The following is a 14,430-nucleotide window of genomic DNA, read 5'->3' on the forward strand; positions in this document are numbered from 1 at the left end:
GGGCCGACGAGGTGGTAGGCCACAGGTGTCCCCCTGACATCTCTGGCGCCCGGCCAGGCCGTGCGCCATCTCGGAAAGCAAGGTCCCGTCGTGGTCGATTCAGCAGTGCTTGCCAGATTCCCCGGCCTCCACGCCCGCCTGGGCGAGTACAAACGGGCCGCCATCGACGCCATGATGAAGAGCGGCGGGTGGACCGTCGAGGAGACGCAGTACACCCAGAACTCCACGACGTCCTACTACTGGGCCGACCGGCCCGGCCCCGACGGCGAGGGCGGCGGCAAGGGCGGGTGGTCCAACGACCTCCCGCAGACCGGCGAGGACGACTACACCGGGTCCTTCAACGCCGTGCGGGCGCGTTGCGACGAGATCTGGGACCGCTGGCTGTCCTCCAACACCGACCAGGCGAGTGCGACGCAGGCCGTGAACGCGCTGGCCGAGGCGCACGCGATCATCGCCGCCGAGGGCACGGTCGTCGACGGGAGCTCGGAGGGCACCGGCACGATCAACGTCGAGTTCGAGGACCTCGCGGCCATCGTCAGCGAGCACCACGTGTCGGGCGGGCTCTTCGACGCGTTCCGCAAGGACTTCCTGTTCAAGCTCGACGACGTGACCGGCAACATCGACGCGCTGCTGATCAAGGTGGGCGGCGCGGCCTGCGCGGAGCTCGCCGTGTGGGCCGAGCAGAAGTGCACCGCGGTCCTGCTCTTCGAGAACAGCCTCGCCAAGCTGAACGCCGCCCGGACGGCCAGCAGCGCCAGCTGGGAGACCTTCTTCAAGATCGCCGGCTGGGCGGTCGCCGGCGGCTCGGCGTTCATCAGCGGGGGCGCCAGCGCTGCCCTCGGGCTCGCGTCGGTCGCCGTCAGCGTCGGCGCGGACGTCACGAAGACCCCCGTGCCCGAGCCCAAGACCGAGTACGAGTCGATCATGAGCACCGTCGAGAAGGCCAAGGCGGACCTGGTGACCGCGATCGACACCGAGCTCGCGGCGATCCGCGACGACTGCACCGCCGTCGCGGACATCGGGTCGACCGGCCCCAACACCAAGGCCAAGTACCAGATCGACGACCCGGCGACCAAGGAGCACGAGGGCGAGCTGACCGTGACCGACGGCTCCCAGCTCGGCGCCGGTATCTCGTTCGACCTCGACAAGGTCAGCCGCATCTGGACCAGCGTGCTGCCGAACGTCGCCTCGAGCCTCGGCAAGACCGGCTCGCAGTTCGCGAAGGCCGAGTACCCCCACGACGGGTTCGTGTGCCTCGGGCTCCCCACGAGCGGCGACTTCGGCGCGCTCGCCGCCTACGACAGCGCCCTGCAGCTGCTCATCGAGCTGGTCGGCCTCCTCAAGCAGGACGTCACCAACGCCGCCGACAACCTGGAGCTCGGCGTACGCGACCTGAACAACCAGGACGCCGCCTCCCAGGCGGCGCTCGACGGCCTGCAGAAGAGGATCAAGGACCAGCAGAAGTACACGCCCTGGGACACGACGGACGGTCACCAGCACCAGCCCGGCGACGAGGTCCACCACCCGCCGCCGCCCCGCCGCGGGGGCCGCTACATCGAGTGAGCGTCGTGAGCCGGGCCCGACGTGGCGGGTGGACAGGTCTCGGGCTCATCCACCCGCCACGAGTCGCGGCGGGTCGTCGCGGTCGACCCGGGCCGTCCTCCTGGTCCCCGGAGCAGGAACGCGACCCCACATCGCGCTGGCCACAGGGTCGACCGCGCCAAGGACAACGTGGCACGCCCGGTGTCCTCTAAAGCGATTGTTTCGGTCCGGACTCGTCGTGAAACGCAGCGATCGCCCCCTGCGGGCGGCACCATGACGACGTGGCTCGGCACACCGATGAGATCGACGACCCGTCCCCGCTGGCCGGGGCGCGGATCGACGTCGCCGCGCGGATCGGGTGGTTGCTGCGGTCGAGCCGGGTCTCCGCTGGAGTGCCGCTGCGGGAGTTCGCGGCGCGCAGCGGCGGCGGACTGTCGCCCGCCACGCTGTCCCGGGTCGAGACCACCGGGCGGCGCAGCGGCGCGATGGCGGCGGCGTACGAGCGGGCGCTCGGGCTGCCCCACGGGCACCTGCGGGCGCCGATCGACGTGCTGTGCCGGACCTTCGCCTACGCCCCTGCCGACACCGACCCCTACGTCCCCGAGCCCACGCTCACGGGCTTCACGGAGGCGGTCGACGCCGTGCAGTCCGCCGAACCGGACGCGCAGGACTGGCTGCGCTTCGCCGAGTACCACGTGCTCACGTCGTTCGGGATGCCGGCGCACACGATCCGCCCGCTGGTCGTCCGCCTCACCGACGAGCTGGGCCGCGCCGCGGGGCTGGCCTACCAGCTGCGCTACGAGGCGTTGAGCAAGCTGCGCTGCAGCCCGTACGCCGACGTCGTCGGCCAGGCGATCCGCGAGGCGGTCGAGCAGCCGGGCATGCAGCGCCCCGCCGACCTGCTCAGCGCGATCACCGAGCTGCCCACCCCCGACCTGGTCACCTGGTGCGGCGAGCTGCTCTCCGACGAGTCCTGGGTCATCGCGCGGGCGGGGTGCCTCGGCATCCAGAACATGCGCAGCGTCGGCGGCCTGCGCCGCTCCGACTGGCTCCCGCTGGTCCCGGTGTACGCCGCCGCGTGCGACGCCGCCGTCGGCGACCCGCTGCGTCAGCCGATCCTCAGCGCCACCCTGGCCGGCTGCCCGCCGGAGTTCCGCGCGGCCGTCCGCAGCGCCCTCACCGGACCGCTCGTCGAGCCGCGCCGCGCCGCCGCCTGGACCCGGACCCGGCGCAACCACCACTACACGTACGCCGCCACGCTGGCCGCGGAGATCGCCGACGGCCATGCGGGGGAGGCGATGCTGGCCCGGTTGCTGTTCGAGGTGCTCTACGACTTCCGGGCGACGCACGTGACGACGTCGTCCTTCCTCCTCGTCGCCTCGCCGTTCGCCGACCGGGTCCGCGAGGCGATCTGCCGCTCGGCGCTGGAGGGGCCGGACGAGACGACCCGGCACGGCGCCGCCTTCGCCTTCGCGAACCTGATGATCCCCTTCGACTCGGCCGACCCGGCGCCCTGGCTGGCCTCCGACGACCCGGTCCTGCGCGGAGCCGGGCTCAGCATCTGCGGCTTCGCCGGCGTGCCGCTGGAGCGCGGCCTGCTCCACGAGCTGGTCCGGCGCGAGGACCAGGTCGGCTACGAGGCGATGTTCGCGGCGGGCATGTCCCAGCAGCCGGAGCTGGCCGAGCTCGCCACCGACGCGACCCTCCCGGCCTCCACCCGGGCCGCCGCAGCGTGGTGGCAGCAGGCGGGCGGCCGGATCGTCCGCTGACCGGCTCGCTCAGGCCCCGTCGATCTCCGGCGGCGCCTCGTGCTCGGGCAGGTCCGCGCTGGCGGCGATGTCCTCGTCGACGAGCGCCAGCTTGCAGAACTCCTCACCGAACGGCGTGAGGTGGATGCTGCGCCGCACGACCTTGGCGAACTTCACCGAGTGCAGCGCAGCGAGCACGTCGGGCTGCGCCTCGAGCACCTGGTACTCCAGGTGGTCGTGGACGGGCTCCCGCGAGAACCACACCAGGCCCAGCCGGAACAGGTTGTTGAGGTACGACGGCACCTGCTCCAGGTAGCGCAGGCCCGCGCGCGGGCCGACCATGTTGAGGCCCGGGGCGACCAGCTGGCTGCTGACCATGCCGATCGGCCCGCCGGTGCGGACGTCGACCGAGGGCTGCGGGCCCTTGCTCAGCAGCATCACCAGGATCCGGGCCTCGTCGGGCGCGAGCTCGTCGAGGATCCGGTCGAACGCCGGGTGCCGGTCGTCGGTGCTCCACACGTCGCGTGAGCGCTCGAGCAGGTCCTTGCCGCGGTCGCGCAGCGACTGCGGGCGCGACGCGATCACCTGTCCGTCGACGTACGGCGTCGCGACCACCTCGCGGGGCCGGTCCGGGCTGGCGCCCAGCGACTCGCCCGCACGCATCAGGGCGGTCGCCACGGGCACACCGCCGGAGACCTGCTTGGCGACCTCGCCGAGCGCGCCGACGTAGGACCCGACGTCGCGGATCAGCGAGGCCGCCTCGTCCCTGCTGGTGACCGCGCGCCCGACCCGCATCCAGTTGCGGGTGGTCGTGCGCAGGCCCCAGCCGGCGGTGTGCAGCGCGGCCGAGCCGGCGACGCGGGCCAGGCCCGGCAGCGACTCGGCCACCGCGGGACCGGTCAGCGCGGGCAGCCGCGGCAGGCCGTCCTGGTCGAGGTCCTCAGTCATCTCAGCCTTCCCTGCTCGGGCCTCACGCCGGGGGGAACCCCGGTATCCAGCCCCAATTGAAGATGCCGAGGTGGATGAACCCGCCGGCGGCACCCATGATCGCGCCGTGGGCGTAGAGCATCCACTCGTCCTCCTTGATCGCCGAGCGCATCATCTCGACGAAGTCCTTCGGCGGCAGCTCCTTGGTGCGCCGGGCGATGAGCACCCGGATCTTCTCCGACTGCTGCTTGCTGAAGCCCGGGTCCCGGAACGGCGTGATGGTGCGCCCGACCGCCTCCTGGGCGAAGGAGTCCTTGATGCTGTCGTAGCGCCGGCCGCCCATCGCGACGTTGACCGCGCCGCGCAGCGGGCCGGCCGCCTTGTCGATCGCGGGACGCATCGCGGTGGCGATCATCTGCCGGGTGCGGTCGCCGCGCGGGCCGTCCATCAGGAAGTCGCCGATCCGCTCGAGCGTGATCACGTCGTCGGCGATGATCCGGGCGTAGACCTCGGCGCACTCGTCCTGGCGGCGCAGGAACAGCCCCTGCACCTTGATGCCGAGGATCCGCCTCTCCTCCGGCGGGTCGAAGATCAGCCACATGCCGAGCAGGTTCGTCGTCCAGCCGACGACGACCCCGAGCAGGGGCAGGAGCCACCAGATGTGCCAGGTCTGGTCGATGATCGCGACCGGGATGCCCAGCAGGAAGCCGAAGATGAAACCGAAGGCGACCATCAGGTTGAGCTCGCGCTGGCCGACGTCCTTGAAGACCTTGACCACCAGCTCGGGGTTCTTGCGGAAGTGGTCGATGACCATGATCTTCGGGTCGAGCAGCTGGTTGATGTGGACGCCGATCTCGTCGGTGATCGTCTTGACGACCCCGGGCAGCTGCGCCTGGACCCGGTCGATGACGGCCTGGCGCACCGGGCGCGGCAGGTCGCGCCACAGCCGCGGGTGCTCGCGCATCATGACCTCGTCGACGAGGTCGGGGAGGTCGGGCCGGAAGACCGCGACGATGTGCTCGGCGATCTGGTCGGGCTCGAGCTGGGCGTAGAACTCGGCGGGGGTGCCGAGCTTGGCGATCACCTTGTCGACGGCGATGCTGCCCATCTTCGCGGCGCGGGCGGGGACGATGCCCTGCCAGCCGAAGCCGCCGTCCATCCAACCGGGGACCTCCTGCAGCTTGCGCGGCAGGACGCCGGCCACCTCCTTGAGGCCGGGGACCCGGAAGCCGTAGAAGTTGATCGGCTTGAACAGCATCCACAGGCCCGACCAGTTGATCAGCCAGCCGATGATCCCGGTGAAGAACGGGATCGACACGAAGGCGAACCAGTCGACGTGGTCGGCCCAGTCCCTGAGCCCGTCCAGCACTGCGTCCACGCGTACCTCTCGTCCTTGTCGGTCCCGGCCGTGCCCCCATGCACCTTCGGACCCGACGGGTGGAGGTTAACGCCTGTTGTGGTAACCGGCACAGGGATCTCAGGTCACGGTGTCGCAGGAACCGCCTGCCTCGTCCCCCGCGAGGCAGGCGAGCACGAAGGCCCGGCCGAACGGGGTCAGCTCGAGGCGCCGGCGTACGACGTGCGCGCGGCGCGCGGCGCGCACGGCAGCCAGCACGGCCGGCTGGGCCTCGACGACCTGGTAGCGACTCAGGTCGGCGACCGGCTCGTCCGCGTCGGCGACCAGCCCGAGCCGGCGCAGGTTGGTGAGGTGCAGGGACAGGCGCTCCGGACGTCGTACGCCGGCGCGGGCACCGACCATGGTCAGCCCCCGGGCCAGCACCGCGGGCGCGAGGCGGCCCATGAGGCCGCCGACCCGGACGTCGACGGTGGGCTCGGGCCCGCAGGCGTGCAGGAACGACAGCAGCCGGGCCTCGTCGGGCGCGAGCTGGTCGAGGACCCGGGCGAACGCGGGGTGCTCGACCGGGACGGCGGCGACGTCGCGCGAGCGGGCGAGCAGCGCGCGACCACGCGCGGCCAGGCCGTCCGTCGCCGGGTGGTTCATCCGCCGACCCCGAACAGCCACAGGTGGAGGAAGCCGCCGGCCGCGCCCATGATCGCGCCGTGGGCGTAGAGCAGCCACTCGTCCTCCTTGATGGCGGCGCGCATCATCTCGACGAAGTCGCGCGGCGGCAGCTCGCGGCAGCGGTCGGCGACGAGGGTGCGGATCCGCACCGACTGCCGGGCGCTGAAGTCGGCGTCGCGCAGCGGGACCAGGGTGCGGTCTGCTGCCTCGAGCGCCACGGTGCGGCGGATGGCGTCGAAGCGGCGCGGTCCGACAGCGGCGCGCACAGCGGGCGCGAACGGCCCGAGGGCCAGGTCGATGGCCGGGTGCAGCGCGTCGGCGATGACCTGGCGGGTCCGGTCGCCGGCGGGGCCGTCGAGCAGGTGCGCACCGATCCGCTCGAGGGTGATGACGTCGGCGGCGATGTGCCGGGCATAGACGTCGGCGGCCTCCCACTGGCGGCGCGCGAAGAGACCTTGGACGCGGAACGGGCCGATCCTGCGGGGCTCCGGCGGCTCGAAGATCAGCCACATCCCGAGCAGGTTGGTCACCCAGCCCACCGCGACGCCGAGGACGGGCAGCAGCCACGCCCGGTGCAGCAGGTGGTCGAGGACGGCGACCGGGATGCCCAGCAGGAAGCCGAGCACGAAGCCGAGGACCACCATCATCCGCAGCTCGCGGGCACCGAAGTCGCGGAAGATCCGGACCACCACCTCCGGGTGGCGCTCGAAGTGCTCGATCACCATCACCTTCGGGTCCAGGAGCTGGTCGATGTGCTCGCCGATCTCGCCGGTGACCCGGCCGACCACCTCGGGCAGCTGGGCCTGCACGCGTTCGATCACGCCCGCCCGGATCGCGCGCGGCAGGTTGGCCCACAGCTGCGGGTGCTCGCGCCACATGACCTCGTCGACGAGGAGCGGCACCTCCTCACGGAAGCTGCCGACGATGTGCGCGGCGATCGCGTCCGGCTCCAGCCGCTCGTAGAAGTCGCGCGGCGTGCCGATGCGCGAGATCGCCTTGTCGACGGCGATGCTGCCCATCTTCGCGGCGCGGGCGGGCACGATGCCCTGCCAGCCGACGCCGCCGCGCAGGATGCCCGGCACCTCCTGGACCCGACGGGGCAACGCGCCCGCGACCCGGGCCAGGCCCGGCACCCGGACGCCGTGGAAGTGGATCGGCGCGAACAGCATCCACAGTCCCGACCAGTTGATCAGCCAGCCGATGACCGCCGTGAACACGGGGATCGACCAGAAGCCGATGCCACCGAGATCGTCCGAGAACATGGGTGTCCTGCCTTCGTCCCACCCGTGCCGGCGTCCCATGTGCCGCCGTACGGGTCCCTCTCCCGGGCCGGGACACTAGACCACGGCCACCCGCCTTGGCGAGGGTTCCTGCGACATTCGGTCACAGAAAGTCGCGGGGCCTACTCCTTCCCGGGCACCAACCGCGCCCGGTCGGGCAGCCGGCCGACCTCGCCGACCGGCTGCAGCCGGAACACGATCCGCGCCCTCACCTGGTCGTCGCGCACGAAGCCGAAGGTGCGCGAGTCGTCGGACCCGCCCCAGTTGTCCCCGACCACCCAGTAGGAGCCGTCGGGCACGGTGACCCAGGCCGGCGACCTCCCGGCGGGCAGCGAGGTGCCGTCGTCGGTGCAGCAGCCGGCGACCTTCGCGCCGACGCGACCGGCCCAGGTGGGGTTGTCGACGACGTACGTCGCGTCGCCGCCCGCGGGTCGCACGAGGACCACCGGCGGATCCTGGTCGGCGCGGACCTTGATCCGATCGCCCGGCAGGCCGATCACCCGCTTCACGACAGGGATCTCGCGATCCCCGAGGGTGCTCTCGATGATGTCGAAACGATGGACCTCGCCCTTCCCGAACGGGTCGACGAGCAGCCGGTCACCGGTCGAGAGGGTCGGCTCCATGCTGCTGCCGGACACCTTCACCGAGAACGCGAGGGCCGCGATGACGACCAGCATCACGGCGAAGAAGACGACCAGTGCGGTGATGCCGAGGACGGTGCGCAGCCAGGGTCGCGAGTCGGCGCGGTGGGTCACGGCGCGCAACCGTACGTCATCCGGGAGTCATCGGCAGCGGTCGAGGAAGGTTGAGAAAAAAACTGTTACCGAGTGTCGCGCACACCTCGAGGTGTGTGTCACACTCCGTCACGCTTGGCCGAACTGAGGAGGGCTCGGGACCCCCTCGGTTGAAGGCATGGGGATGCGGCCAGCGTTCCACCGTCGGTTCGGGAGGGATCGACGGGTGCCTTTGGGAGGAAAGTTGAAGAAGGTCGAAGGAATGGGCCGTACCCGTCTGGGTCGGTTCGCAGCCGTCACGGTCCCGGCGACCCTGCTCACCGCAGGGCTCGGGGTCGCGATGCTGCAGGGAATGGTCGGCGCCGTGCTGTCGTCGGCCGACGGTTTCACGCTCAACAGTGACCGGATCACCAGTGACGGGCTCAAGGCGCGCACCGGCGCGGCCAACGTCGCCGGCGGCAACCAGGCCACGATCTACGCGGAGACCGGTGCGAACACCAACGCGAGCGGCATCGAGGTCGTCACTCCCGACGTGACGATCCCGCTGCTCGGCAGCAAGGCCCACCTCGAGGTGGCCTCGACGGACACGACGATCGCGCTGGGATCGGTCGGGCTGAACGCCAAGACCCTGACCACGCCGAACGGCGCCACCCTCGGCACCACCACCATCGGTGTCGCGCAGTCCGAGGCGGGCTTCGCCAACACCGCGGCAGACAGCGGGTACGTCGCCGACGGCTTCGCGCTGACGAGCTCCTCGGCGGACCTGCCGAACGTCAACGCCAAGGCCTACGCGATCACGCTGCAGAGCCTCGCGCTCGACAACCTGTCGCTCTCGGTCGCGCTCGGCAACTGATCCGAGCCCGACCTCCGACGGCTGGCTGGGCCCGGTCGCCGTCGACTCAGCACATCGCCTCGTGGGGCGCGCGGCCGCGCGCCCCACGAGGCACCCCTCGTCTCGTTGGGAACCTCGCATGACTGACATCACCGCCTCGACCATCGCCACTGCCTCGCCCCGCCCGTCCCGGCCGGCGGCGCTGCGCCAGCGCTTCGCCCGCTTCCGCCGGACCCGCCCGTTCTGGGGCGCGCTCACCCTCGCGCTCGGGGCGTACTTCATCGCCCGGCCGCTGCTGGGCGGCACCTTCGCCTTCTACACGACCGTCGGGATCCGCAGCATCACACCGCTGCTGCTGGCCGGCGGCATGGTCGCCGCGGCCGGCATCGCCCTGGTGCTGCCCGCGCAGCGACACTTCCCTGCACTGGTCGCGATGATGCTCTCCGTGGCCTCGCTGCCGCTGGCCAACCTCGGCGGCTGGCTGATCGGCATGGTCCTCGGCATCACCGGTGCCGGGCTGGTCTTCGCGTGGACGCCGTTCTCGGAGAAGCAGCTGACCCGGTTCGCCGAGAAGGACGCCGCCCGCGCGGCGAAGCGCGCGGCCAAGCAGGCGGCCCGGTGACCGACGCAGACACCCGCGTCGGCCCCCGGCTCGGCACCCGCCGGCGAGCGCTGGTGCCGCTCGCCGGCGGGCTCGTCGCGCTCGCGGCCATGTTCCAGCTGGTGAGCAGCAACGTGCTCGCGGTGAACTTCACGACGGCCAACCAGGAGTTCAAGCTCTACTCGAACTACCTCCAGGGCGCCCAGGCCGCCGGATTCCTGTCCACCAACGACACCTCGTCCGGTCAGGACAACGGCGTCGCCGAGCTCGGCATCCGCTCCGCGAAGCTGGCCGGGCTGTGCGCGATCGCGTACGAGACGGTGCCGGTGGTGGGCGAGGTCTCGCTGATGATCCTCGCCGGCGTGCCGGTGAAGAGCTCGTTCGCCAACGGCAGCAACACCACCAGCGACGGGGCCGGCAACGCGCTGACCTTCGACGCGAACGGCCTGCTGACCGGCGGCAACCACATCACCGCCAGCAACCTGTTCGTGAACTCCCGCTCGCTCAACGGATTCGGCAACCTGATCAGCGGCATGAACCTCGGCCAGAGCGCCGACACCGTCGACGACACGGCCGGCATCGCCTGGCCCGCCGGGCAGACCCCGCCCGACGCCGGCGACTTCGGCCTGACCGTGGACCGGCTCAACGTCGGCGGCCTCGGCGGCGACACGTACGGCATCAACCTGCAAGGAGCGATCACCTTGCCGAACCTCAAGATCAAGGTCGTGCCCGGCCACAAGACGCAGGCCGACTGCCCGACCCAGGCGGCCGGCTGATGGCCGCGCAGGTACGCCGCCGGGTCGGCGCCGTGCGCACGGCGTTCCGCGGCTTCCGGCGTACCCGTCCCTTCTGGGGCGGGCTGTGGTGCATCCTCGCCGGGGCCTGGATCGTCCGCGCGATGTTCTTCTCGTTCCTGCTCGCGGTGAGCGGCGGGTGGAGCTACTCGGCCGGCTACATCCTCGGCGGCGGGCTGGTCCTGTTCGGCCTGGTGGCGTGGTTCGCCCCGCACTACCGCGGACTCGTGGGGCTGCTCGCGGTCGGCCTGGCGCTCGCAGCGTTCGTGGCGGCGAACCTCGGCGGCTACCTCGTCGGCTCGGTGCTCGGGATCCTCGGTGGCTCGATGGTGTGGGCCTGGGGCGAGAAGGCTCCGCGCCGGGCGCACGGGGGCCGCCGCCGGGCCGTTCGGGCGTCGTGAGGCCGTCGCTCGGCACGGCGCCGGTCGCACGGCAGCGCTGGCTCGTGCTGGCGGCCGTGCTCGTGCTCGCGGCCGCCTGCGTGCTGCTCCCCCGCACCGGCGACCGCGCGCTCGGCCAGGCACAGAGCAGCTCCTACCAGCCGTTCGCCTGCGACCAGCCCGGCAGCAGCAACCCCCAGCAGCGCCGCCAGGACGTCCAGCTCGACAACGGATCGGGCGACTTCAACGCCGCCGGGCGGATGTACCCGTGCCTGGCCGGCGTGCGCTGGCACCTCCAGTCCGGCAACGTCGCCACGTCCAGCCCGGACGCGGGGATCGGGCAGATCCGCACGGCGTACGGCCGGAAGTTCCCCAACACCGTCTACTACGCGGCGGCGGGATCGCGCACGGACCTGTACCAGGTCGCGTTCAGCGGGCTGCAGTTCTGCACGGATGACAACACCCCGGTCGGCGCCTGCCCGGCGGGCGGCACCACCGACATCCAGCTGTACGCCGACAGCGGCGACGCGCCCGCCCCGAAGCCGGCCGCGCCGTACCGGTTGACGATCGACCCGGACCAGGCCATCACCATCGGCGGCGCAGGCGTGTGGACCGAGGTGCTGGCGACGGCGAGCAGCTCGTTCACGGTGCCGGTCGCGCAGCTGCCGACCGCGACCCACCTGGCGTGCGGACTGGTCGGCGGTACGGCGCGCGGCGGCTTCCTCGGCATCGGCGGCACCTGCGAGCTGAGCGCCGAGGACTTCGCCGGCGACCTCGCGCAGTGGCTCGGCGGCGGCTCCAACTACACGCTGCTCGGCGTGAACCTGGACTTCTACTACCTGGTCACGCACCGGCAGAACCCGAGCGACCCGTACACGCAGGTCCCGGTCGACGGGTCCGGCAACCCGCTCAACTCGATCCAGCTGCCCAACACGACGATCTCGGTGGGCTGATGGAGCGCGAGCAGCGGAACGGGACCCGGTGGGGCCGGGCGGCGGCCGTGGCGGGCACGTCGCTGGCGACACTGGGCACCCTCGCGACGCTGACGTGGCAGCAGGCGCTCGGCTTCGACGCGACCGTCGTGATCCAGGGCGGCAACGCCACGTTCTCGTCGTCGCGGATCACCGCCGACGACGCGGCCTTCGGCATGGCGCCGGTGCGGCTGGGCAACGGCACCTGGAAGAACCTGCTGCGGGCGGGCTTCGCCCGGGCCGGCATGGACGGGCTGTGCGTGTCGAAGACCGAGTCGGTCGGCCCGGTGAAGTACACGATCAAGCTGACCGCCGGCGACGGCACCTCCGCCCTGGAGATCGGGGCCGCCGACGCCGGCTTCGACGTGACCACCCTGCGCGGCACCGGCATCAACCTGCAGGGCAGCACCCAGATCGGGCAGGCCACCACGGACCTGACCACGGCACCCGGCGCGGCGCCGTACGTCGCCAACCCGTTCGGCGTCCCGGCGACGTACGACGGCGGCTTCCTCGGTCCCGGCACCACCGGACCGCAGGTCTACGGCGCCACCGGCAACGGCGGCCACGTCAACGGCCAGGGCTACACCGGCATCGACGCCACCCGCGGCGCGCTGACCGGCGTCTACGGGCAGCTGTGGCAGGCCCAGGTGAGCGGCAACATCACGCTCCCGAACCTCAGGATCCAGGTGCTCGCGTTCAAGGACGACACCGGCTTCAACGCCAACGGCACGTCCACCACCACCCCCGACGGCATCGACGACCGCTCCTGCTGGTCCGAGGCACGGCAGGGCACGTTCCCGCGATGACCCGGCAGGAACTGGCTCCCGACTTCCGCTGACCCGGCACAAAAGTGCAGCCGGATCGACGGATCGGAAGCCATCTTCTGCCGGGTCAGCGGGAAACGGGAGCCACCTCGCGCCGGGTCGGCGGGAAACGGGAGCCAGCTGGGGCCGGGTCAGGGGTTGCGGCGCCACACGACGACGGACTGGCCGACGGCGGAGGCGGGCAGCGCGGGCAGGTTGCTCCGGGGCACGACGGGCCGCACGGCCGTCGCCTGGCGCAGGGCCTCGCGGGTCGCCTCGAGCTCGGCGGCCAGCTCGGCGTTGCGCGCCCGCAAGGCGGTGACGGCGTTCTCGAGGTCGAGTATCCGCTTGACGCCCTCGATGCCGATGCCGGACGCGGTGAGGTCGGCGATCTCGCGCAGCCGCTCGATGTCGCGGTAGGAGTACCGCCGACCGCCGCCCCCCGTGCGGCCAGGCGTGATCAGCCCGACCCGCTCGTACGTCCGCAGCGTCTGCGGGTGCAGGCCGCTGAGCTGGGCCGCCACGCTGATGACGTAGACGGCCTCCTCCTCACCCGGAGGGCCCTGCGGCGGTCGGGCGGCCATCAGCTCGCGTCCTGGAACAGCCCGGAGCGCAGCCGGGTGTCGTCCGTGGCGGCGGCGTACGCCTCCAGGGCCTCCTTGGCCTCGGCGCCGAGGTTGCTCGGCACCTGGACCTCGACCGTCGCCAGCAGGTCGCCCCGCGTGCCGTCGGCCTTGGTGGCTCCCTTGCCGCGCACCCGGAAGGTGCGCCCGTTGGGGGTCCCGGCGGGTACCTTCAGGGTCACCGGGGCGCCGCCGAGGGTGGGGATCTTGATCTCCGCACCGAGGGCGAGCTCGGTGAACGACACGGGTACGTCGACCGTGAGGTGCTCGCCCTTGCGACCGAACACCCGGTGACCGGTGACCTTGACGGTGACGTAGAGGTCGCCGGCGGGGCCGCCGTTCTCGCCCGCACCGCCCTTGCCGCGCAGCCGGATCCGCTGGCCGTCCTTGACCCCGGCGGGGATCTTGGCCTGGATGGTCCGGGTGGCGCGGCCCTGGCCGGTGCCGTGACAGGTGGGGCAGGGGTCGTCGTAGACGAGCTGGCGTCCGCCACACGTCGGGCAGGTCTCGTTCATGGAGAACCCGCCGCCGACCGAGGCCGTGACGACACCGGCGCCGTCGCACGTCGGGCAGACGTGCGGCTGGGTGCCGGGCTTGCCGCCCGTGCCGTGGCAGGTCGCGCAGGCGCCGTCGGAGCTGACCCGCAGCGACACCGTGGCGCCCTCGAGCGCCTCGGTGAAGCCGATGGTCGCCGTCGTCTCCAGGTCGGCCCCGCGGGTCGCCCGCGGAGCGCGCGCCCGGGCCCGACCGCCCCCGCCGAACAGGTCGCCGAACAGGTCGCCGAAGCCACCGCCCCCACCACCCGCACGGTCACGGAGGAGGTCCTCCACGTTGACGCTGCCACCGAAGCCACCGCCGAAGCCGCCGAAGCCCGCCCCGGCGGGGAACCCGCCGCGGCTGAACATCTCGCGGGCCTGGTCGTACTTCTTGCGCTTCTCGGCGTCACCGATGACGTCGTACGCCTCGGCCACGGCCTTGAACTTGTCGTGCTTCGCGGTGTCGTCGGGGTGCGAGTCGGGGTGGTTGGCGCGCGCGAGCTTGCGGTAGGCCTTCTTGATCTCGTCCTGCGACGCGGTCTTGGCGACCCCGAGCTCCTTGTAGAAGTCCTTGGTCGCCCAGTCGGACCGGATCCCGTCGTCACTCATCGCACACCTCCCTCCTCGTCGTGTCTG

The 14,430-nt window shown here is 72.0% G+C and carries 15 protein-coding genes; 8 read left to right on the top strand and 7 right to left on the bottom strand.

Annotated features, from left to right (window positions below):
• The first annotated feature begins 105 nt into the window (after nucleotides 1–105).
• Nucleotides 106–1,563: a hypothetical protein gene (locus tag BJ958_RS16345; RefSeq protein ID WP_179727987.1), complete on the top strand. Its 1,458-nt coding sequence runs from the start codon at nucleotides 106–108 to the stop codon at nucleotides 1,561–1,563.
• Between the two features lie 260 nt (nucleotides 1,564–1,823).
• Entirely contained in the window at nucleotides 1,824–3,311 is a 1,488-nt protein-coding gene (locus BJ958_RS16350; protein ID WP_179727988.1) for a helix-turn-helix domain-containing protein, read from the top strand.
• A gap of 9 nt (nucleotides 3,312–3,320) precedes the next feature.
• Here BJ958_RS16350 and BJ958_RS27370 read toward each other — a convergent pair whose 3' ends face one another.
• The 5 genes from BJ958_RS27370 to lepB form a co-directional block, all read right to left on the bottom strand.
• Nucleotides 3,321–4,238, bottom strand: a complete 918-nt coding sequence (locus BJ958_RS27370) for an Abi-alpha family protein (RefSeq protein WP_218865801.1) — start codon at nucleotides 4,236–4,238, stop codon at nucleotides 3,321–3,323.
• 22 nt (nucleotides 4,239–4,260) lie between these two features.
• Nucleotides 4,261–5,595, bottom strand: coding sequence for a DUF445 domain-containing protein (locus BJ958_RS16360; RefSeq protein WP_179727989.1), 1,335 nt, complete (start codon nucleotides 5,593–5,595; stop codon nucleotides 4,261–4,263).
• A 99-nt stretch (nucleotides 5,596–5,694) separates the two neighbouring features.
• Nucleotides 5,695–6,219, bottom strand: coding sequence for an Abi-alpha family protein (locus BJ958_RS16365; RefSeq protein WP_218865803.1), 525 nt, complete (start codon nucleotides 6,217–6,219; stop codon nucleotides 5,695–5,697).
• Nucleotides 6,216–7,502 (bottom strand): DUF445 domain-containing protein, encoded by a 1,287-nt coding sequence (locus BJ958_RS16370; RefSeq protein WP_218865805.1) that lies wholly within the window; start codon nucleotides 7,500–7,502, stop codon nucleotides 6,216–6,218. The genes BJ958_RS16365 and BJ958_RS16370 overlap by 4 nt, the downstream gene beginning before the upstream one ends.
• A gap of 140 nt (nucleotides 7,503–7,642) precedes the next feature.
• The gene (lepB, locus tag BJ958_RS16375; protein ID WP_179727990.1) at nucleotides 7,643–8,275 is read right to left on the bottom strand and encodes a signal peptidase I; all 633 of its coding nucleotides are present in this window, start codon (nucleotides 8,273–8,275) and stop codon (nucleotides 7,643–7,645) included.
• A 241-nt stretch (nucleotides 8,276–8,516) separates the two neighbouring features.
• Between lepB and BJ958_RS16380 the strand changes: the two genes are divergently transcribed.
• The 6 genes from BJ958_RS16380 to BJ958_RS16405 all read left to right on the top strand — a co-directional run bounded on the left by BJ958_RS16380 (nucleotide 8,517) and on the right by BJ958_RS16405 (nucleotide 12,638).
• Nucleotides 8,517–9,107 (top strand): DUF6230 family protein, encoded by a 591-nt coding sequence (locus tag BJ958_RS16380; protein ID WP_179727991.1) that lies wholly within the window; start codon nucleotides 8,517–8,519, stop codon nucleotides 9,105–9,107.
• Between the two features lie 118 nt (nucleotides 9,108–9,225).
• Nucleotides 9,226–9,708, top strand: a complete 483-nt coding sequence (locus BJ958_RS16385) for a DUF6114 domain-containing protein (RefSeq protein WP_179727992.1) — start codon at nucleotides 9,226–9,228, stop codon at nucleotides 9,706–9,708.
• Nucleotides 9,705–10,463: a DUF6230 family protein gene (locus BJ958_RS16390; RefSeq protein WP_179727993.1), complete on the top strand. Its 759-nt coding sequence runs from the start codon at nucleotides 9,705–9,707 to the stop codon at nucleotides 10,461–10,463. Before BJ958_RS16385 ends, BJ958_RS16390 begins: the two co-directional genes overlap by 4 nt.
• Nucleotides 10,463–10,882, top strand: coding sequence for a DUF6114 domain-containing protein (locus tag BJ958_RS16395; RefSeq protein WP_179727994.1), 420 nt, complete (start codon nucleotides 10,463–10,465; stop codon nucleotides 10,880–10,882). Before BJ958_RS16390 ends, BJ958_RS16395 begins: the two co-directional genes overlap by 1 nt.
• Nucleotides 10,879–11,814, top strand: a complete 936-nt coding sequence (locus tag BJ958_RS16400) for a hypothetical protein (protein ID WP_179727995.1) — start codon at nucleotides 10,879–10,881, stop codon at nucleotides 11,812–11,814. The genes BJ958_RS16395 and BJ958_RS16400 overlap by 4 nt, the downstream gene beginning before the upstream one ends.
• Nucleotides 11,814–12,638, top strand: a complete 825-nt coding sequence (locus tag BJ958_RS16405; RefSeq protein WP_179727996.1) for a DUF6230 family protein — start codon at nucleotides 11,814–11,816, stop codon at nucleotides 12,636–12,638. Before BJ958_RS16400 ends, BJ958_RS16405 begins: the two co-directional genes overlap by 1 nt.
• A gap of 149 nt (nucleotides 12,639–12,787) precedes the next feature.
• Here the strand turns inward: BJ958_RS16405 and BJ958_RS16410 are convergent, their stop codons facing one another.
• Complete coding sequence (locus tag BJ958_RS16410) at nucleotides 12,788–13,219, bottom strand: heat shock protein transcriptional repressor HspR (RefSeq protein ID WP_179727997.1); 432 nt, start codon at nucleotides 13,217–13,219, stop codon at nucleotides 12,788–12,790.
• Nucleotides 13,219–14,403 carry a molecular chaperone DnaJ gene (dnaJ, locus tag BJ958_RS16415; protein ID WP_179727998.1) on the bottom strand — a complete coding sequence of 395 codons (1,185 nt, stop codon included), beginning with the start codon at nucleotides 14,401–14,403 and terminating at the stop codon, nucleotides 13,219–13,221. The genes BJ958_RS16410 and dnaJ overlap by 1 nt, the downstream gene beginning before the upstream one ends.
• Nucleotides 14,404–14,430 lie beyond the last annotated feature (27 nt).

It is taken from the genome of Nocardioides kongjuensis (assembly GCF_013409625.1).
GTDB classification, from domain to species: Bacteria; Actinomycetota; Actinomycetes; order Propionibacteriales; family Nocardioidaceae; genus Nocardioides; species Nocardioides kongjuensis.

Coding starts and splice junctions, on each gene's coding strand:
- BJ958_RS27370 (WP_218865801.1), bottom strand. CDS start 4,238: ATGACTGAGGACCTCGACCAGGACGGCCTGCCGCGGCTGCCCGCGCTG.
- BJ958_RS16365 (WP_218865803.1), bottom strand. CDS start 6,219: ATGAACCACCCGGCGACGGACGGCCTGGCCGCGCGTGGTCGCGCGCTG.
- BJ958_RS16370 (WP_218865805.1), bottom strand. CDS start 7,502: ATGTTCTCGGACGATCTCGGTGGCATCGGCTTCTGGTCGATCCCCGTG.
- BJ958_RS16380 (WP_179727991.1), top strand. CDS start 8,517: ATGGGCCGTACCCGTCTGGGTCGGTTCGCAGCCGTCACGGTCCCGGCG.
- BJ958_RS16385 (WP_179727992.1), top strand. CDS start 9,226: ATGACTGACATCACCGCCTCGACCATCGCCACTGCCTCGCCCCGCCCG.
- BJ958_RS16395 (WP_179727994.1), top strand. CDS start 10,463: ATGGCCGCGCAGGTACGCCGCCGGGTCGGCGCCGTGCGCACGGCGTTC.
- BJ958_RS16405 (WP_179727996.1), top strand. CDS start 11,814: ATGGAGCGCGAGCAGCGGAACGGGACCCGGTGGGGCCGGGCGGCGGCC.
- BJ958_RS16410 (WP_179727997.1), bottom strand. CDS start 13,219: ATGGCCGCCCGACCGCCGCAGGGCCCTCCGGGTGAGGAGGAGGCCGTC.
- dnaJ (WP_179727998.1), bottom strand. CDS start 14,403: ATGAGTGACGACGGGATCCGGTCCGACTGGGCGACCAAGGACTTCTAC.